Here is a 19,986-nt window from a genome sequence, read left to right as displayed (position 1 = left end):
AATACTAATCTTTCCCTCAAGTTATTCGTAACGAGAATAACACGTTAATCACTACTCTAGTTCATGATTAAATCTAGTAAAGGATCTTTCTAAGAGGTAGGGTCTATTGCACTTTCACTATCTGCAACTCGCTTTAAGAATACCTATTAGCTTTTCTGTTTTACATTAAACCTTTTTACGGTTTTTTCGATTTAAGTTCATAGCTTCTTGCATTGCTTTAGAACCTTTAACTTCTTTTTTTTCTTCTTCTTTTATAGAGTCTGTTTTTGTTTCTTCTTTAACAGTTTCTACAACTTTGTCAGCTTTCACTTCAACTTCTTTAGTTGCATTATCTTTAACTTCAACTTTTTCTTCAGTTAGAACTGCTTCAGCAGCTGTTTCTGGTGCTTTATTCTCAGTTTTTTTAGCTTCATTATCTAAAACTTTTTTTACTTCTTGGTGGTCCTCACCAATGTAAGCTGAGAATGGTAATAATAAACTATCCCAATCTTTAGCATTAACAATCTCTAACTGAGACTCTAACATTAGAGACAATTTACGGTGGAATTCTTTAGTTTTTGTTTTTAATTCATCTGTTTCTTTAGCTAAAACAGTTGCTCTTGTTTGGGCATTTGTAATAATTTCATTTGCTTTACGTTTAGCTTCAGAAACTGTCGTTTCAGCTTCTTCATTTGAACGACGTAAAATTTCAGCTGATGTTGAATTAGCTGTATTTAAAGTTAATTCTGATTCTTTTTCTGCTGAATCTTTTAATTTATCAGCAGTATCTTGTGCAACAATAATTGATTGGTTTAATGCATCTTTTAATTCGTTGAAATAAGTTAATTTCTCGTTAGCATGTTTTAATGCTTTTTCAGTTTCTTTCTTTTCTCTTAACGTTGCTTCAAAATCTTCAATAATTTGATCTAAGAAATCATCTACTTCGTCTTGATTATAACCACGCATTTTGTTTGAAAAAGTTTTATTTTTAATATCGATTGGACTTAATGCCATATTACTTCACCTCATATTTTATTTTCTTAACATTCCTACTTGTAATCTTATACGTTCTTTTTTAGTTTTACCTTCTATTTCTCGGATTTGAATTCTTCCAAATCCTCTGATAGATACTATATCCAAATGCTCTAAAAGAAAATCAATTTTACTTACTTCTGTCCAATTGATTTTTACTTTCCCACTTTCAATTAAAAGTTTAGAACGTTGTCTGGAAATATTGAATGCTGAAGCAATGACTGTATCTAATCTCATAGATGTCACTGTCATCATTTCTATTTCCCAACTATCTTTAGGTTCAATCATCTGTGTGTAGTCACATTCTTTAAGTTTGACTGGTAGTTTCCCGATTTTATCTAATTGTGATGTCACATAATGAGCCATTTCTTTTTTTATAAAAAGTTGCCATCTCGATCCATCAGAGATAATATCTCCAAAAAATTCACGTTTCAATCCAGTACTAATTAATGTTCCCAATATTTTACCATGTGATAAACTACCAAATTTTGTTGGATAGCTTATTTCATAAAGTTCAATATCAAAATCATCATTTGTTGCTTCATAATAATTGGGATAAATCAAAACACGTCTTCTCTCTGCTACTTCATACCCTCCATAAAACATCAATTCTAATTCGCCTCTTGCTTTAACAAGAGTTTCAAGAATGAATGCCTGTCTTGGATCTAAAAAATCAGTTAAGTATGGCGTATACTGACTATCGACCTGTTCAATCCAGTCACCGACCATATCAACAAAAGGATGTTCGTCTTTACGAAAATGCTGATAAACATTAACATTCATAGAGTCACACCCTTTCATGGTTTAATTATAACACCTTAAAAAATATAGTATAGTTTCACAATTAATCTTACGACAAACTCTGTCCCGAAATTTAATGCCAACAGGGCAACCATGATAGAAAAACTTATGCCTCCGAAGTTCAAATTAAGACGATCAAAAATACGCAAGTATGGATCACATATTTTTGATAAAAATCGTCCTAATGACGAGTCATACGCACCTGGGAACCACGATAATAGGGCATAAATAACAAGTGCTCCTGAATATAATTCAGAAACGAGACGAATAAAACTAATCAAATTGATAATCATGCAACCACTTCCTTCTAATACTCTTTAAATTGTGTTTCTAGTAAGCTCTTAGCTGTTGCACTATCAATTTCCGTATTTGGCGGTGTACAAATAAATATTTCGCCACCCAAACGTTGAATGTCACCATCTAAAGCAAATACTGCACCTGTAAGAAAGTCAACAATCCTTCTAGCTTGACTCTCATCAACTAAATGAAAGTTTACAATCGCAATTTCATTTCTGAAAATACATTGAGCAATAGTTTTTGATTCTGTATATGTTCTTGGTTCTAAAATAGATACTTTTTTCACGATATTCTCACCCGATGCCTCTGATTGAGTTTTTTTAGCCATAGCTGGTCTATCTGCTTTTACCGAATCAACACGAACATTTTCGTATGTTTCGTCAACTCTAGCAGAACGATTTGGTTGAACTGGCGTTTCTTGAGGTTGTTGCACTTGAACACCTTCTTGAGGTATTCTTACATTTTCTCTTAAAACGTCATCTTGATAAACTGGTGTTGGTTTTACTGGTCTAGTGTTCTTTTGTTTACCCTTTGCAGCTTGACTAATACGTGACATTCTTGTTTCTCTAATCGCTTCTTCTCTAACTGGAGCTTCGGCATTTGGAACTGGAATACGTGTATTTTCAGCTACAATATTTGTTGTTTGTTGCTGTCTATTTTCTGGAATTTGGCGGTGGTTAAATTGCGGATTTGTTTGCATTTCTTGATCTTCAGCAAGACCAAAGAAATCCGTCATTTTCTGAAATTTCTCCTTCGCTACTGTCACAAATGTCATTTATATTTCCCTCTACTTTATATATAGTCTTTGAAAAAAGCTGTTCCTATTCTAACATAAGTTGAACCTGATTTTACTGCAAGCTCATAATCATTGCTCATACCCATACTTAATTCGGTACACGGAGCATGGTCTAAATCCAATTCTCTGATTTCGTTACATTTTAAAGCTAATTCGTTAAAATAGTAATTAATTTCAACTTCTGTAGCATCTTTAGGAGCCATTGTCATTAAACCAACAATTTTAATTTTATCATACTTTTCAATACTTTTGATGAAATTAATTGTATCTTCTATGATTAATCCATGTTTCGACTCTTCATTTGACACGTTCACTTGAACAAAACACTTAATTGTTTGCGTTGCGTGTTTTTGAATTTCTTCTGCTAATTTCAAACTATCCAAAGCATGAAAGTAATCAATTGAATTGATCACTTTCTTAACTTTTCTACGTTGTAGCGTTCCAATTAAATGCCATTCAATCTTATTCTCTTGAAAATAAAGTTGTTTCTCTAATAAACTATCTACCCTATTTTCAGCAAATTTAGTAATACCTAGCTCTAATAAAGGTGCCGCAACTTCAGAACTAACAGATTTAGTAACTGCAAGCATTACCACGTCTTTGGCATTACGACCAACTGATTGGCACGCTTGATCTATAGTCTCCTGAACACTAAGGACATTTTTCTCAAGCCTACTCAATTCAGTCAACTCCTATCTTTTTCTACGGAAAAATGCTGGGGTATTTAATTCTTCGTCATCTTGTTCTGACGCTTTAGAAAAACTATCAAATTCTTTTTTCTCTATTTTTTCACTTTGAGGTTCTTCTACACGCCCTCTGTGATTTGGTTCACGTCTGATATCCCAATCACCAAATGCACTTTTTTCTTCCTCATGAGCATCTGGAACTACTGGATCGATGGAAACATTTTGTCTTGATAATGGTTCAGTAACTGATGAGCTACTTGTTGTTTGTGTTAATGGTGTTGTTTGACGTGTTTGAGTACGAGAACTTTTAGATTCTCTTCTTGTTGGGTCAATTCCTGTAGCAATAACTGTTACAACAATCTCATCTTTAAGATCTTCATTGATAGACGTACCTAAGATAATATTTACATCACCATCAGCAGCATGCGTTACAATATCAGATGCATCTTGCGCTTCAAATAACGTCATATCTAATCCACCAGTGATATTTAATAAGACTTGTTCAGCACCAGCAATTGATGTTTCTAATAATGGTGAAGAAATAGCTTGTTTAGTCGCTTGAATAACACGATCTTCACCTGTTGCAGAACCAATTCCCATAAGGGCAGTTCCTTGGTTTTCCATAACCGTTTTTACATCAGCAAAGTCTAAGTTTACATAACCCGGTGCTGTAATTAGATCTGAAATCCCTTGAACCCCTTGTCTTAATACATTATCAGCTTCTCTGAAAGCTTCTAAAATAGGAGTCTTTTTATCTACTACTTCTAATAAACGGTTGTTTGAAATGATTAGTAGTGTGTCAACATTTTCTTTTAAATCTGAAATACCCTCTGCAGCGTAACGGCCACGTTTTGGTCCTTCAAAGCTAAATGGACGTGTCACAACACCTACTGTTAAAGCACCTAATTCTTTAGCGATACGAGCAACCTCTGGAGCAGCTCCAGTACCAGTACCTCCACCCATACCTGCAGTAATGAAAATCATATCTGCTCCGCTTAGGGCATCTTGTAACATTGTTTCACTTTCTTCAGCAGCTTTTTTACCAATTTCAGGCTGTGATCCCGCACCTAAACCTCTTGTATACTTAGGCCCTAATTGAATAACTGTTTCTGCTTTACTATCTTTAAGTGCTTGAACATCTGTATTAGCAACGATGAACTCTACACCTTTAACATTTTCTTCGATCATACGATTAACAGCGTTACCACCGCCACCGCCGACACCTATTACTTTAATTACTGCACCACTATCCATAGTGCTATCTATTGAAAATTCCATATTTAAAATCCTCCTAATTCTTAGTCAAAAATATTTGAAAGGAAACCTTTTAACTTCTCTTTTACATTGTCGCCTTTAGTTTCAGTATTACCTAAAAACTCTTCATCTGTTTGATTGTATTCACTATACTCTTGAACCGGTGCTGATTGTTGAACTTGCTGTGACTGTTGAGTCGGTTGTGATTTTTGAATAGCCGGTCTAACATCAGGTGTTGCCATTACTGGTCGTCTTTCACCCATGATTGCTGAATTAGCTAAACGGTGAATTTCACTTAGTCTAGAACCGTATTCAACAATGCTTATCGCATTTGAGAATATTGGATTTCTTAAGCCCATGTGATTTGGCACATATAATCTTACTTGACGGTCAAAAACATCTGTAGCCAATTCTACAACACCAGGAATTCCTGCGTTACCTCCAGTTAAAACAATACCACCTGGTAAGTTTAACGCTTCAATTTGTTCTAGCATATCTTTAGATTTGCTAAAAATTTGTTCCATTCTCGCTTCAATGATTTCTGATAAGTAACGTTCGTCTACTTTAACAGCTTCACTTTTGCCAATAACATCTACTGGGAATTCTTCTTGCTCAGATGTACGTTCTGGATAAGCATCACCATAATTAATTTTTAACGCTTCTGCATTATTAAGTGATGTATTCAAAACAACTGAAATATCTTTAGAAATAAATTCGCCACCTTCTTGTTCGACATGTGCAAATTTCAAATCGTGATCATAAATAACAGCTGTTGTCGTCTGACCACCGCCCATGTCAATTACAATTGTTCCAAAGTCTTTTTCACCATCTGATAAAATTGACTCTGTCAAAGCAAGTGGTGTAATGACAAGTTCTGCAATTTGTAGCCCTGCTTTTTCAACACACTTACGAATGTTATGAACAATTGTCTTAGGTCCCGTATAAACAACACCATTCATGTCTAAACGTACACCTATCATGCCACGAGGATCTTTAATCCCTTCAAAACCATCTACTTTGAATTCCTTAGGTACGATAGCCACAATTTGTCTTTCTGGCGGAGTTGAACGTACAATTGCTGCTGCTGATACTTTTCTCACATCTTCATCTGTGATTTCTTTTGCTTCCGTATTAACTGCAATCATACCTTCGCATGATTCTACTTGTAATAAATTAGCTGGTAAACCTACATTTACATTTCTAATCTTAATTCCTGATTTTTCTTCAGCTTGTGAAATAGCACGAGTAATTGATGCTGCTGCATTATCAATATCAGTAACTATTCCTCTGCTTAAACCTTCTGATTTTGCGTTACCTACACCAATTATATTAATTTGTCCTTCTATGTATTCAGCAACTACAACCTTAACTGATGTAGTACCTATATCAAGACCAACATAAATACCTGTTTTTGCCATGATAGGTCGTCCCTCCTATTAACTTCTTTTCTTATACAAGTCATTTTTATTATTTATCTATTATTCACTGAGATTTTAACCCATCTTCCTACAATTTTACCATAAAAACCTCGCATTTCAAAAGAAGATTCTATGATATTACTTAATTTATTATTATAGGTTGATATTTTATAGTTGATTTACTAATTCACGACTTTTTTTACTCATCTAAAGCCGCACCTTCATTGTATTCAGCTATTGAATTTTCAGAATCATCTTCTTCTAATAGTTCACCAGTACCATTTTCTTTCAAATCATTTAACCAATCTTCATAAACCATCTTTTCAATAGACTGATTTGCAACTGCTTCATCTTTTTTAGGTTGCTCTTCCCCTGTTTCTCCCTCAACTGGTATTTTTTCAGTTTTCGAAAGATCTTCTTGAGGAATAACATTGCCATTCTCATCAAACACTGGTTCTCGTTCTACTGGTGATTGTATGCCTTCAACAGATTGCTCACCAGATACCGCTTCTTTTTCAGCTTCTTCTTTAGCTATTGAATCGAAGCTTCGTGAGAATATACCCGCTTCCATATCAATCAAGCTAGGTTCTGTTATTTCTTTAGCGACGCCGTTATAATACTTTATTTTTTTATGAAAATCTTGCGAAGAAGCAACTACTTTATTTTTATCATTCATGTTAATCATCAATAAATACTCATTATCTTTAGTCGGTGCTGATGTTATATCAACAATTTTTTCTTTAACGTCCATCGGTACTTTTTGATAATTTTTAATAAATTCTACAAGTGCATTTCCTTCTTTAAATCCAATTAAAATTGGAAATGATTTTTGCAGTCCTTGATCTTTATCTTTAATTATCGTGCCATTTTCAAGAATAGGATACAGTTCTTTCCCTTCTTTCAAATAAGCTACTTCTTCAAATTCTTCAACTTCTAATTTAATACTATTAATACCTTTTAATGATTTCTCAACATTTTTTATTCTAGGATTATTCTCTTTTATCTTACTCTCTATTTTATTGTCGCCATAAACTTCCCAAATAAAATCAGAGTTAGACAGATTCAAAGATGAAACAACTTTATCTTTAGACGCTAGTCTAGTTCCTGTTACATAGACTTTACTCACCTTACTTAATGGTGAGATATAATACATCAAGCTGAGTGCACCAACACCAAAAACACCTACAATCGCAACAAGACGACGTTTTAAGCGCTTCTGTCTAGTTTCCTTCATTTTAGGTAAGCGGTCTGCAAATGAGACTGACTTTGGTAATTCTTTGACCCCACTCTCATTTTCACCTGGTTCTTCTATCTCTTCTTGTTCTTTTATTTTTACTTTTTTACTTTTTCTATTGAGAACTAATTTTAGCTTAGATTTCTTATTTAGACGATTTTTTTCTTCGTCATCATTTTCCAAATCTAGGGAAGGTTGCTCTTCATTTGAGGCCTCATCTTGTTCAGATTCATCCTCACTTTTTTCCTTCAATGACTCTAAATATTTTTGATTTTCTATTTGCCACGGTGTTAATTCTTCTTCAACTTCAGAAGGTAGTTTATTATTTGATTCATCCTTATCCACAGACTAGCCTCCTTCATACTATTTAATTAATTCATCGACTAACGTTACCAAACGATCTGTTGCATCTGGAATACCTTGTCCTTTTGCCTTATCGCCCATCTCCTTAAGTACAGTATCATCAAGTAAGATATCATCTAACTCTTTTAATAAATTAGCACCTGATAAATCTGTATCTTTAAGCAAGCGCGACGCTCCCACTTTTACCAAGCTCATCGCATTTTTAGTTTGGTGGTCGTTGGTTACATTAGGGCTTGGAATCAAAATAGAAGCTAAGCCTAACGCTGTTAACTCTGATAAAGTAGTAGCTCCTGCTCTACTTACAACTAAATCAACATTTTTCAATACTGTTTCCATGTTAGAAATATAGGGTACAACTACTAAATTATCAGAAGTTATTCCCTCTTCTTTTAATTTACTATCAATTGTTTCAAAATAACGTTCACCTGTGGCAAAAAGTACTTGATACTCTTTTTGACTTAACTCTGACAAGATATCTGTCATCGCCTGATTCAGTGTCCAAGCACCTTGACTTCCACCAAAAATAAGTGCTGTTTTTTTATCATTATCTAAACCAAATTGTGTTAAGTTATCGGTAGTTGTCACTCGGACAACTTCTTGACCACGAGGATTCCCTGTTAAAACCACTTTATTTTTTGGGAAAAATTCCGCAGCATCTGGAAAACAAATCGCAACTTTATCAACATATTTTGATAAAAATTTATTGGTTACTCCTGGTACACTGTTTTGCTCATGAACGATAGTAGGAATTTTTAACTTATGCGCTGCATATACTACTGCAGCAGATACATAACCGCCTGTTCCCATTACAACATCTGGTTTGAACTCTTTAATTATTTTTTTTGAATCTTTAATGCTCTTTAAAAATAAATAAACTGTTTTGAAATTATCTAAACTTAATGAACGTTTAAAACCTTGAATTTGAATTGTACTAAAAGGAATGCCTTCTTTCGGAACAATCTTACTTTCCAATCCTCGATCTGTTCCAACATACATAAACTCTGCATCCGGATGTTCTTCTCTAATTTGTTTGACTAAAGACAGAGCTGGGTAAATATGCCCCCCAGTACCTCCGCCTGATACTAATATCTTCATTATCTCTCACTTCTATCTTGTATTTTTTTTACTTCATCTTTGAAAACAGTCCCTCTGATTTCAAAATTCTTATATTGATCCCAACTTGCACAAGCAGGTGATAATAAGACCGAATCGCCTTGTGAACTCATCTTCTCAGCTTCGCAAACAGCCTCTTCTAGAGTATCAACTACTTTAATTGCGTTAATACCTGCTTCTACAGCCGCTTTTTCAATTTTATTTTTACTTTCTCCAAACAGCACAATTCCTTTTAGGCCTGTTATAGTCGGAATGAATTCATCAAATGAATTTCCTCTATCTAATCCACCTGCTAACAAAATAACTTTACTATTATCAAAACCACTTAATGCTTTTTCAGTCGCCAGCATGTTCGTTGCTTTTGAATCATTATAATATTTTCGTCCGTCAATTTCGCCCACATATTCTGTACGATGTTCAACACCACCGAAAGCAGAAATTGCCTCTTTAATCGCTTTATTTTCTACATCAAGTAGTTTAGCTACACAAATTGATGCTAAAGCATTCTCAATATTGTGCCCACCTGGTACTCCAATTTCAGAAGAATCCATAATATATTCACCTTTGTAGTACATGCGTCCGTCGAGACAGTAAGCTCCTTCATCCAATTCCTTTTCAGTCGAGAAGAACATCACTTTAGCGCTGGTCTCCTGACTTAACTTAACCAATTCCTCTTGATTCCCATTCAAAATTAACACATCAGATGCCGTCATATTCTTTTGAAGTTCCCATTTTGCTTTCACGTAGCCCTCACGACTCCCATGATAATCCAGATGTGCTTCGTATAAATTAACAATAATTCCTATTGCAGGTTTAAATTCTTGAATGCCCATCAATTGGAAACTAGATAACTCAGTGACCATGACATCATCAGCATTAACTTCTTGCGCAACGCCACTTGCTGGCATCCCAATATTACCTGCTAAACGCGCCTCACCTTTTGGTAAACCTGCGTTTAAAATTTCTCCAATCATTGTCGTTGTCGTAGTTTTACCATTTGTTCCTGTAATACCTACAATTTTCGCTTCAGAAATCTGATAAGCTAATTCAACCTCTGTAATAATCGGTATATCTTTTTCAATTGCTTTTTCGAGAATGGGATTAGAATAAGGAATACCCGGGTTTTTAACAACCAGGGTAAAATCCTCATCTAACAATTCAACAGGATGACTTCCAGCAATAACACGAATACCTTTAGCTAATAGTTCTTGGGCTTCAGGATTGTCATCAAAGCTTTTCCCATCATTCACTGTTACTAAAGCACCTAAGTCATGCAATAGAGAAGCCGCACTCATCCCACTTCTTGCAAGACCTAATACTAATACTTTTTGGTTTTCATACTTATTTACTTTTTTCATCCTATTGATATCTCCTTAATATAAAATCATTAAAGTAATGGCTGACATTACTAATCCTATTATCCAAAAAACAATATCTATTTTCCATTCTGACCAACCAGACATTTCAAAATGATGATGTATCGGACTCATTTTAAAAATACGTTTTCCCGTCAGTTTAAATGATGTTACTTGCATCATTACGCTCAATGTTTCTAAAACATAAACTAGACCTACTAATAACAATGTCCATTCTTGATGAAGTAGAATTGAAATCGCTGCTAACATACCACCTAAAGCTAGCGATCCCACATCACCCATGAATATTTTTGCTGGTTTTTTATTATATAAAAAGAACCCTAGTAAACCGCCCATTGTAGTTAAACATACAATTAGAATATCTAGTTGATTTTGATTCCAAGCGATAATCGCATAAGTCCCAAAAGAAATCATCCCTAAACCAGAAACAAGTCCATCAAGACCATCTGTTAGGTTAACTGCATTTGAAAAACCAACCAGCCATACTAATACAAACAAACCAAACGCAATCCCTAAGTTAAGACTGCCAATACCTGGTATTGTTAATGTATTTGAAAAACCTTGATAACGGTATACGCTATAAAATACTAGTCCACCCACAATTTGACCTACTAATTTTTGTTTTGAATTTAATCCCATATTTCTTTTCTTAAAGACTTTGATGAAATCATCTAAGAAACCTAATGCTCCATATAAAATCAAAATGAAAAGTAAGATAACGAACGATGCAGTAAACGCACCCTTCCAAATAGCAAAAATTAATGATGTTATAACAATAGCGATTAAGAAAACTAAACCACCCATTGTTGGTGTTCCTGCTTTTTGATTATGCCACGTTGGCCCTTCTTCACGAATCGATTGACCGTGTTTTTTCATTTGAAAATATCCAATGAATAACGGCATAATCGAAACTGTTACTGCAAAACTTAGTGCAATTGGTAAAAATACTTGTGTCCATTCCATAATAATTATTCTCCTGTTTGTTCTTTTTTAGCAGCTTCTTCTTTAGAAGCTTCTTTTGCTTTATTTGCTGCCTCGCCCTCATCGAAATCCAAAGCACGTTTTAATAACGGATTAGAAATTTTCGAAATCAGTTCTTCAGCTACTACACCTAATGGTGGTTTTCTCATTGTGACATACATAATATATTTTGGATCATCAGCTGGTGCCATCTGCACAACTGAATAGAGATACTGATCTTGTACCAAACCACCATTCTCAAATATCTGAGCGGTTCCGGTTTTAGCAGCTACATGATAACCATCAATTTTATAGAACTTCTTACCTGTTCCATAGACTTCATCTTCAGTCACATCAACCATCATCTCTCTTACTTTTTTAGCAGTTGAAGCTTTGATTGGTTTTGATATCATTTCAGGTTTTTTGATTGTTTCATTTCCTTTTTGATCCACAATCTTACTAATGTAATTTGGTTTCATCATCTTACCATCGTTCGATATCGCTGTGTAAGCCTGAATCATTTGAAAAGGTGTTACCGCAATCGCTTGACCATAAGCTGACATGGCTATATCTACTACGTTTTTATCATTAACCGTTCCAGGCAACTCACCATATAAACCTGATTCAGTCGATTCACCAAATCCAAATTTTTTAATATAATCAACCCATCTCATGTCCATCATTTGCTGTAAGTGAACCATACCAACGTTACTTGACCAAGCTAATGCTTGCCTATACGTAATAGTTCCCACACCTTCAGGAATATGATCATTAATTTTCTTATCTTCCACCTGAATTGATCCAGTTCTAAATGTATCATTTTCTTTAAATACACCCGTTTCAATTGCCGCAGCAACCGTAAAAACTTTCATTGTTGATCCTGGTTCATAGGGTTGTTCAATTAATAAATTAAGCCAAGGAGAATCTTCCCCTTTATCTAACCCAACTAATCCTTCTGGATTAAAAGCGGGTCTCTGAGAAGCTGCTACAATACTACCTGTTTTAGCATCTGCTAGAATAGCAGTTATGTCTTCTGATCCATACTCTTCATAAGATTGTGTCATTAAATCTTCTAAACGTGATTGAAGTTGAGCGTCCAATGTCGTATAAATGTCTTTACCATCTTCCGTCTCCTTTTCCACAACCGTTGTTCCAGGAAGGGGCTGTTGGTATCTATCTTTTTGATATCTTATTTTACCATTGGTGCCAGCGAGAATCTTATCATAAGATCTCTCAATTCCCATCTTACCTACTAGCCCTTTAGCATCATTATCTTCATCCGCTAAAGACGCATAGCCAACGATATAAGGAGAAAATACCCCTTTTGGATACATTCGAGCTGGATGTTTTTCAAAGTAAATCCCTTTAATCTCTTTTTTTTCAAGTTCTTTCTCGATTTTTTCCTTTGTTTCAAGTGTTATTTTTTTACCATCATAACCAAATTCAACTTGCTTGATTAAATTACCTTGTTTATTTTTTTTAGGTACTAATCGTTTAAGTATCTCTTTTTCTTCTAATTTTGTATATTTAGCTAGAATCTTTGCAATATCAGCTTTATTTTTCTCTTCTACATATAACTTCTCTCGTTTACCAGTCTTAGGATTTTCTAGACCTAAGTACTTTTTATCCATAACGGCGTATAAAGAATAAGAAGTAGCGTCTTCTGCAATCGCGTCACCATTTCTATCATAAATGGTGCCTCGTTTTGCCTGAACGACGCTACTGCCTTGGTACAATTCTTGAGTTTTAGTTTCTAAAGAAGTCTTCCCTACTTTACCAGCACCTACAATATACATAAAACGTACTATAAATACAGAAAATACAATAATAGTTAAGAAAAATAATAATGAGCCAAACTTACGCCGATTAGCTCTAGGTTCTAACCACTTGCTATCGATAAAAGCTCGCCATTTTTTTAAATTCATTAGTCAACATTCCTTATATTTTCATCATTAATCACTAATCCTGCTTTTTCAGCAGCAGCTTTAATTTTATCTGTACGTGACATTTCATTTTTTTTCTGCTCTAGCTTAGTAATTTTTTCTGTCTTGTCATTAATATCTAGCTGCATCACAGAAATATCTTCCTCCGCTTGAGAAATAGTTGTCGTAAGTTTAACTGTAACAACAGCCAATCCCAAAACGGCCACCAATAATAATGACACCGCTAATTTTTCTATACGTGAAATATTTTTCAACGTTGCTTTAGATTTCGTGACAACAGGTGAAGTTAGGTTACTTTCTTCCACAGCTTCATCTAGAACACGTTCCATTTCCAGATGACTAAACTCTTTTAATTCTGCCATTTCGATTTCCCCTCCCTTTCATACTCTATTTTTTTCCGCCACTCTTAATTTTGCACTTCTCGCTCTATTATTCGCTTCTAACTCTTCATCAGAAGGTAGTACCGGTTTTCTATTTACTAATTTTAATATAGGTTGGAACTCGTCTGGGATAACAGGTAAACCAGGCGGTGTATCTTTTGGTTGACTATATTCTTTGAATATTGTTTTCACAATACGGTCTTCTAAAGAATGAAAAGTAATAACACTAATACGCCCATCTTTTCCTAGAATTCTTATTGCTTGTTCCAAAGACTCTTCAACAACCGCAAGTTCATCATTAACAGCTATTCTCACTGCTTGGAAAACTCGCTTGGCAGGATGCCCACCTTTACGTCTAGCTGGCGCTGGTATGACATCTTTAATAATTTCTACTAATTCACCAGTTGTCTCAATCGGTTTAATTTGTCTAACGCGTTCAATTTCTCGTGCAATTTGTTTAGAAAATTTTTCTTCTCCATAACGATAGAAGATTTTTACTAATTCGTGATAATCATACTCATTAATCAAATCTCGTGCCGTTAACGGACTATCCTGATCCATTCTCATATCTAGAGGGGCATCTTGATGATAACTAAAGCCACGTTCAGCTTCATCTAATTGTGGGGATGATACTCCGAGATCATATAAAATCCCATCCACCTCACTAACTCCTAGCGAAGACATCTCTTGTTCAAGGTATCTGAAATTGGACTTTACAAAAGTAACCATTCCTTTTTCCACATACTCAGCTAATTTAACTTTAGCATTATCAATTGCAATTTGATCTTGATCGAAGGCATAAAGATGACCTTCTTCTGATAATTGCGACAATAAATAACTACTATGTCCTGCACCACCTAGCGTACAGTCAATGTAAATTCCATCTTCTTTGATATCTAACATATCTACTGTTTCATTTAATAAAACAGTTGTGTGATTAAATTCTTTCATCATCTTTATCCCTCCTTTCTATCTTTTAAAAACCGAAATCTATCATTGTTTCAGCTATTTCATCAAAATTTTCTTCAGCTTCACTAGAAAATTCTTCCCACTTCTCTTGTGCCCAAATCTCTATACGATTCGCAACACCAATAATAACGCACTCTTTTTCTAAATCACCATGTGCTCTCAATGTTTGTGGTAAGTTAATACGCCCTTGTTTATCAAGCTCACATTCTGTAGCTGCTGAATAAAAGAAACGCGTAAAGGTTCTGGCTTCTTTTCTACCAATGGGCATTTGTTGAATTTTTTCTTGGAATTGAACCCATTCGTCTTGGGGATAGCCAAATAAGCAGCCGTCCATACCACGCGTTACAACGAATTTTTCGCCAAGTTCTTCACGAAATTTCGAAGGCATGATCAGTCGACCTTTTGGATCTATATTATGTTTGAATTCACCCATAAACATGATAGATTACCCCACTTACCCACTTAATATTAATAGTCTACCACATTCCCCCACTTTCTACCACAATTCCTCAAAAAAAACACACTTTTCTCTACCACGGAAGACTTATCATTCAGATTAAAAAAAACTCCTATTCCTTAAACAAGGAATAGGAGTTTTTTCTCTTATAAATAACTAAAGATATTTAATAAAATTAGTAAGAAATACAAAACAAATGTTAAGAGAAAAACAATTCTCCAGAAAATCTTAAAGAAACGTTTATATTGAATATCACCATAATAATAAGCATGCCCCAACGCGACACTAATTCCTACTAATAACATCAATATAACAACATATGGTACAGCAGACTTTTGATAAGTATCTAACGATAACGCTTGGATACCCATTAACAAGAATGGCGTTGCGATATCTGGTGATTTAATGTTAAACCGCCTCGTTAACGATAACGTTTGAACTACAAAATTACTTGCAAATAACAATACTACTGGAAATATGTACCAAAATATAACCATAAAAGGCATTCCATTCATGCAAAAAATTCCTTTCTCTTTTTCATCATTAATAATGCGAAAAAACTATTCGCTTTGCGCACACAGCACTCCGACTTCACGCTTGTTATTGTACTACAAAATTCGAATGCTTACTATAGCAAATTCCAGATATACTTTAAGCTTTAATTTGCTTGAATAACAGTATTTGTGTAGTATATTAGGTAAGATATTGTATCAGAAAGGATAATAATACATGATAGAATCGCTTTATGTAACATCAGACAATAAAATTTTGGAAGCAAATGGAACAACACCTCTGCACTGGATACATGTCCAAAATCCAACACCAGAAGAAATCGCCTCACTTTCAAGAGACTACGAATTTCCACAAGACTATCTTTCTGCCGTACTTGATAATCAAGAAATTTCACGTTATGAGGCGCCTGTGCAAAATGAATTAATCAAACCCATTTTACTCTTACTACAGTACCCAAAAGAAATTACAAGCCCCAGTGGATTTGTACAATTTGAAGCCTTACCATTCAGTATCATACTAACACCACATCTACTTATCACTAGTTGTAAAGGTGATTTTAATTTCAGACATGAACTTGAAAAAGGCCGTGCTTTTAACTCTCCATTACCTACTACAGAAAAAATAGCGATACAACTCGCTTGGTCTTTTTCCGATTTATTTAATCACCATATTAAAGGTATCAAATATGAAACGGATCGCTTAGAAAGTGAACTACACCTTGCTACAGAAAACAAGCAATTATTCGAATTGATGGATATGCAAAAAAGTCTAGTTTACTTTGATTCAGCTCTTGAGCAAAATTTATCTGTTTTACAACGTACTTATGAGTCAAAGATTATTATGACAACAAAAGAAGGTTCAGTTGCTCTTTACGATATTATCATTGAAACAAAACAAGCCTTAGCTTCTGGTAAAATTCAAGCGGAGCTACTAGGTCAACTAGGGAGTATGTTCTCTGCAATTGTTGGTAATAACATGAATATCGTAATGAAACTATTAACTGTAATTACCATCATCTTAACTATCCCAACCTTAGTAGGTGGAATCTACGGCATGAACGTCCGCTTACCATTTTCAAATGATACTAACGCATTCTGGATTCTTATGTTCCTTATAGTTATCAGCAGTATCGCTACAATTTGGATATTAAAGAAAAAGAAATTTTTCTAATACGCTTGCACTCTGCTCTTGAAAAGGTGTAAACTACTTGCGAGAGCGTTTTTTAAACGTCATATTTAATTGGTAAACGAGGTGTAATTTTTTTGGAAAAGAAAAAAACAAGTACTTTTGCTAAAATCACTAAAGTTGTAATCTGGATCATGCTAGTCGCAATGGTTGGTTCAGCAGTATTAGGCGCTGTAATGTCTGTTCTATAAAAAATAAAAAACATTCCCTAGGGAATGTTTTTTATTTTGAAGCCAACATTAGTAGTTCTCTTGCATGTTCTTTAGTTAGATCAGTTATTTCATCACCTGCAAGCATTCTTGCGATTTCCATCACACGCTCTTCATTAGACAGCTCTCTAAGTGATGTTGTTGTCCGCTCATCATTTACAACTTTCTCAATAAAATACTGTGTATCCGCCACTGCCGCAACTTGTGGTAAATGAGTAATACACAATACCTGGGATTGACTAGAAATCTGATGAATTTTATTAGCAATTCCTTGAGCTACTCTACCACTAACCCCCGTGTCCACCTCGTCAAATACTATACTTGTTAATTCTTGAGATTTAGAGAAAATCGTTTTAAGAGCAAGCATAACCCGTGATAACTCACCACCAGATACAACTTTAACTAAGGGTTTCAAGGGTTCTCCTGGATTGGTTGTGATATAAAATTCAACATCATCTTTTCCTGATGATGTGTAAGTACCTGACATTTCTTTAAAACGAACTTCAAAAACAGTCTTATCCATGTACAAACCACCTAATTCAACTAAAATGGCTTTCTCTAGATCAAGAGCCGCTTGTTTCCTTAGAGTAGTTAGCTGCTCTGACAAGTCAGCCAATTCTATTTCATACTGTTTCAACTCCGCCTCTAATTGTTCATTTTTAGATTCAAACGCAAGAGACTCACGAATTTCTTTAGTAATCTCTTCAAGGTAATTCAGAATCAACTCTTCTGACTCTCCGTATTTACGCTTCAACTGTCTAATCAAGTCTAAACGTTGCTCCACAACATCTATTCGGCTTTCATCCACCTCTAAGTTATCAACCAATCGTAAAGCACTATTAGCCGCTTCTTGAATTTGATAATAACTGTTTTTTACAGTTTCTGAAATTTCCAAATAATCATCGTCTAAACTCTCAATTTCTAGCATTTCATTCATAGCATAACCTATAGCATCAAGACTACTCGCTTCACCACCTGCTAATGTCTCGTAAGTATTTTTTAATGCGCTAACTACTTTATGAAAATTTACTAACCTAGAACGTTCAGCAAGTAATGACTCTTCTTCCCCTACTATTAATTCTGCAGCTTCTATTTCTTGAGACTGAAATTCCAACATATCCATACGTTGCGCAAATTCTTTTTCAGTCGTTTGCTTATTTTTAAGCTTTTTACGCACATCTTGATACCCCTCAAAAACAGTTTGATACGCTGCTTTCACATCACCTAGAGAATCAGCTCCATAATGGTCCAAAAGCCCTAAGTGAGTATCTGCTTGCATGAGCTCTTGATGCTCGTTTTGACCATGTATATCCACTAGATAGCTTCCAATTTCTCTAAGCTTAGATGTATTAACTAATCTCCCGTTAACTCGACAGGTATTTTTACCACTTTGAGTAATTTCACGCGATAAAATCAAAGTATTATCAGATGCTTCAATCGCCAACTCATCTAATAATCCATCTAATTTTTCGTTACGTTTAACAAAAAATTGCCCTTCTAACAAACACTTAGCTGCACCCTGTCTGATATAATCAGCAGAACCTCTACCACCAACTAACAAGCCTACCGCATCAATTATAATAGATTTACCTGCGCCTGTTTCACCAGTCAAAACCGTCATCCCTTCATTAAATGATACATTTAATTCTGAAATAATCGCAAAATTTTCAATCGCCAGTTCTTGCAACATCCTAAACACCTCTTATCCGTATAGCCACTGCGTTATCATCGAAGAAACCTCAGCAGCTTTTTCTTCTTCAAAAAAAATCATTAACACTTTATCATCTGTTGTTATCAATGTAAAAAGAGCTTTTTCATAAATGCTTTCTAAGACAATACCTAGCGCAACAGCACTTCCTGGTACTATTTTAAGCGAAATATACTTATCCATTAGAGCTACAGATATTACGGATTGCTTAAGCATTTTATTCAAACGCTGACGATCAGGTTCTCCTGTATCTTCTCGTAAACTATAAAAAAAACTGCCGTCCGCTTGGCTTACCTTAATCAGATTCATCTCTTTAATATCTCGAGACACCGTCGCTTGGGTTACCTCTACTCCTTGTTCATTAAGTAATTCCACAAATTCTTCTTGTTTTTGAATGCGGCGTTCCTTAATCAACTGTCTCAAAAGTCGTTGGCGTTCTATTTTCTTCATATTAGCCTCCCCTACATCTAACCTTCAGCTTTTACCTTCAATTCAGTATGTGCTTTTTCAACGATATCTGCTGCCATCTTCTCAATATCAAGTTCTTCAACTTTTTCTTTACCTAAGCCGGGCCATTTTAGATAAGCTAAAAACTCAATATTACCTTCTCCACCCTTAATCGGTGAATAATCCAAGCCCACAATGTTGTAGCCTTCTTCATTCATAAACGTTAACATTTTCTCCAATACCAAACGATGCGTACTCGCTTCTCTAATCACTCCATTTTTCCCAACTAAAGCTTTCCCAGCTTCGAATTGAGGTTTAATTAGCGCAACAACTTCACCATTTGCTTTTAATATCGATTTCAATACAGGTAAAATAAGTTTTAGTGAAATGAATGATACGTCAATACTCGCAATATCCGGTAAACCTTTTTCGAAATCTTCTGGTTTAGAATATCTGAAGTTAGTACGTTCCATAACGACAACACGTTCGTCTTGACGTAATTTCCAAGCTAATTGATTGTATCCGACATCTAAGGCATAACTCATCACAGCACCATTTTGAAGTGCTACATCAGTAAAACCTCCCGTAGATGAGCCAATATCAAGCAACTGTTTGCCTTTTATATCAATCTTAAATACATCCAAAGCTTTTTCTAATTTCAATCCACCTCGTGAGACATACTTCAACCCTTCACCCTTTAAGTGAAGCTCCATCTCTGCGTCTATTTTTTCACCTGGCTTATCCATACGCTCATTATTTATATCATAAATCAAACCAGCCATAACGGCACGTTTCGCTTTTTCTCTTGTTTCACACAATCCTTGATTAAAAGCCAATACATCTACACGCTCTTTTTTCATAATTTT

General features: G+C 34.8%; 21 protein-coding genes. 2 read left to right on the top strand and 19 right to left on the bottom strand.

The features are described from left to right. Window positions 1-165: 165 nt before the first annotated feature. The 16 genes from OL233_RS03970 to OL233_RS03895 form a co-directional block, all read right to left on the bottom strand. Window positions 166-993 carry a DivIVA domain-containing protein gene (locus OL233_RS03970; RefSeq protein WP_275471065.1) on the bottom strand — a complete coding sequence of 276 codons (828 nt, stop codon included), beginning with the start codon at window positions 991-993 and terminating at the stop codon, window positions 166-168. A gap of 18 nt (window positions 994-1,011) precedes the next feature. Continuing rightward, the gene (locus OL233_RS03965) at window positions 1,012-1,794 is read right to left on the bottom strand and encodes a YlmH family RNA-binding protein (RefSeq protein WP_275471064.1); all 783 of its coding nucleotides are present in this window, start codon (window positions 1,792-1,794) and stop codon (window positions 1,012-1,014) included. Window positions 1,795-1,829: 35 nt separating this feature from the next. Continuing rightward, complete coding sequence (locus OL233_RS03960; protein ID WP_126831405.1) at window positions 1,830-2,105, bottom strand: YggT family protein; 276 nt, start codon at window positions 2,103-2,105, stop codon at window positions 1,830-1,832. Window positions 2,106-2,119: 14 nt separating this feature from the next. Then, window positions 2,120-2,884, bottom strand: coding sequence for a cell division protein SepF (locus tag OL233_RS03955; RefSeq protein ID WP_275471063.1), 765 nt, complete (start codon window positions 2,882-2,884; stop codon window positions 2,120-2,122). A gap of 17 nt (window positions 2,885-2,901) precedes the next feature. Beyond that, window positions 2,902-3,585 carry a YggS family pyridoxal phosphate-dependent enzyme gene (locus tag OL233_RS03950; protein WP_275471062.1) on the bottom strand — a complete coding sequence of 228 codons (684 nt, stop codon included), beginning with the start codon at window positions 3,583-3,585 and terminating at the stop codon, window positions 2,902-2,904. Window positions 3,586-3,597: 12 nt separating this feature from the next. Then, a complete protein-coding gene (gene ftsZ / locus OL233_RS03945; protein ID WP_275471061.1) occupies window positions 3,598-4,869 on the bottom strand; it encodes a cell division protein FtsZ in 1,272 nt (423 codons plus the stop codon). 20 nt (window positions 4,870-4,889) lie between these two features. After that, entirely contained in the window at window positions 4,890-6,263 is a 1,374-nt protein-coding gene (gene ftsA, locus OL233_RS03940; protein WP_275471060.1) for a cell division protein FtsA, read from the bottom strand. A gap of 199 nt (window positions 6,264-6,462) precedes the next feature. Then, window positions 6,463-7,842 carry a cell division protein FtsQ/DivIB gene (locus tag OL233_RS03935; RefSeq protein ID WP_275471059.1) on the bottom strand — a complete coding sequence of 460 codons (1,380 nt, stop codon included), beginning with the start codon at window positions 7,840-7,842 and terminating at the stop codon, window positions 6,463-6,465. 18 nt (window positions 7,843-7,860) lie between these two features. Further along, window positions 7,861-8,955 (bottom strand): undecaprenyldiphospho-muramoylpentapeptide beta-N-acetylglucosaminyltransferase, encoded by a 1,095-nt coding sequence (gene murG / locus OL233_RS03930; protein ID WP_275471058.1) that lies wholly within the window; start codon window positions 8,953-8,955, stop codon window positions 7,861-7,863. Continuing rightward, on the bottom strand, window positions 8,955-10,331 hold the full coding sequence (murD, locus tag OL233_RS03925) for a UDP-N-acetylmuramoyl-L-alanine--D-glutamate ligase (protein ID WP_275471057.1): 1,377 nt from the start codon (window positions 10,329-10,331) through the stop codon (window positions 8,955-8,957). The genes murG and murD overlap by 1 nt, the downstream gene beginning before the upstream one ends. Window positions 10,332-10,346: 15 nt before the next feature. Next, entirely contained in the window at window positions 10,347-11,312 is a 966-nt protein-coding gene (gene mraY, locus OL233_RS03920; RefSeq protein ID WP_275471056.1) for a phospho-N-acetylmuramoyl-pentapeptide-transferase, read from the bottom strand. Between the two features lie 5 nt (window positions 11,313-11,317). Next, window positions 11,318-13,234, bottom strand: a complete 1,917-nt coding sequence (locus OL233_RS03915) for a penicillin-binding transpeptidase domain-containing protein (RefSeq protein ID WP_275471055.1) — start codon at window positions 13,232-13,234, stop codon at window positions 11,318-11,320. Continuing rightward, entirely contained in the window at window positions 13,234-13,614 is a 381-nt protein-coding gene (locus OL233_RS03910; protein ID WP_275471054.1) for a cell division protein FtsL, read from the bottom strand. Before OL233_RS03910 ends, OL233_RS03915 begins: the two co-directional genes overlap by 1 nt. 18 nt (window positions 13,615-13,632) lie before the next feature. Continuing rightward, window positions 13,633-14,583 carry a 16S rRNA (cytosine(1402)-N(4))-methyltransferase RsmH gene (gene rsmH, locus OL233_RS03905; protein WP_437184402.1) on the bottom strand — a complete coding sequence of 317 codons (951 nt, stop codon included), beginning with the start codon at window positions 14,581-14,583 and terminating at the stop codon, window positions 13,633-13,635. Window positions 14,584-14,608: 25 nt separating this feature from the next. Next, on the bottom strand, window positions 14,609-15,040 hold the full coding sequence (gene mraZ / locus OL233_RS03900) for a division/cell wall cluster transcriptional repressor MraZ (RefSeq protein WP_126831415.1): 432 nt from the start codon (window positions 15,038-15,040) through the stop codon (window positions 14,609-14,611). 164 nt (window positions 15,041-15,204) lie between these two features. Continuing rightward, window positions 15,205-15,555: a DUF3397 domain-containing protein gene (locus tag OL233_RS03895; protein ID WP_437184399.1), complete on the bottom strand. Its 351-nt coding sequence runs from the start codon at window positions 15,553-15,555 to the stop codon at window positions 15,205-15,207. 232 nt (window positions 15,556-15,787) lie between these two features. Between OL233_RS03895 and OL233_RS03890 the strand changes: the two genes are divergently transcribed. Together OL233_RS03890 and OL233_RS03885 are read left to right on the top strand one after the other, a co-directional pair. Beyond that, a complete protein-coding gene (locus OL233_RS03890; protein WP_275471052.1) occupies window positions 15,788-16,741 on the top strand; it encodes a magnesium transporter CorA family protein in 954 nt (317 codons plus the stop codon). A 92-nt stretch (window positions 16,742-16,833) separates the two neighbouring features. Further along, window positions 16,834-16,947 (top strand): DUF4044 domain-containing protein, encoded by a 114-nt coding sequence (locus OL233_RS03885; RefSeq protein WP_275471051.1) that lies wholly within the window; start codon window positions 16,834-16,836, stop codon window positions 16,945-16,947. Window positions 16,948-16,978: 31 nt separating this feature from the next. Here the strand turns inward: OL233_RS03885 and recN are convergent, their stop codons facing one another. The 3 genes from recN to OL233_RS03870 are packed head-to-tail and all read right to left on the bottom strand — an operon-like array spanning window position 16,979 to window position 19,980. Further along, window positions 16,979-18,655, bottom strand: coding sequence for a DNA repair protein RecN (gene recN, locus OL233_RS03880; RefSeq protein WP_275471050.1), 1,677 nt, complete (start codon window positions 18,653-18,655; stop codon window positions 16,979-16,981). A 12-nt stretch (window positions 18,656-18,667) separates the two neighbouring features. Continuing rightward, entirely contained in the window at window positions 18,668-19,123 is a 456-nt protein-coding gene (locus tag OL233_RS03875; RefSeq protein ID WP_275471049.1) for an arginine repressor, read from the bottom strand. A 17-nt stretch (window positions 19,124-19,140) separates the two neighbouring features. After that, window positions 19,141-19,980, bottom strand: coding sequence for a TlyA family RNA methyltransferase (locus OL233_RS03870; protein ID WP_275471048.1), 840 nt, complete (start codon window positions 19,978-19,980; stop codon window positions 19,141-19,143). Window positions 19,981-19,986: the final 6 nt, after the last annotated feature.

The organism is Vagococcus proximus, assembly GCF_029143285.1.
GTDB classification, from domain to species: domain Bacteria; phylum Bacillota; class Bacilli; order Lactobacillales; family Vagococcaceae; genus Vagococcus_D; species Vagococcus_D proximus.
Note: the sequence above shows the minus strand (reverse complement) of the source record. Positions and strands in the feature narration are given on the sequence as shown.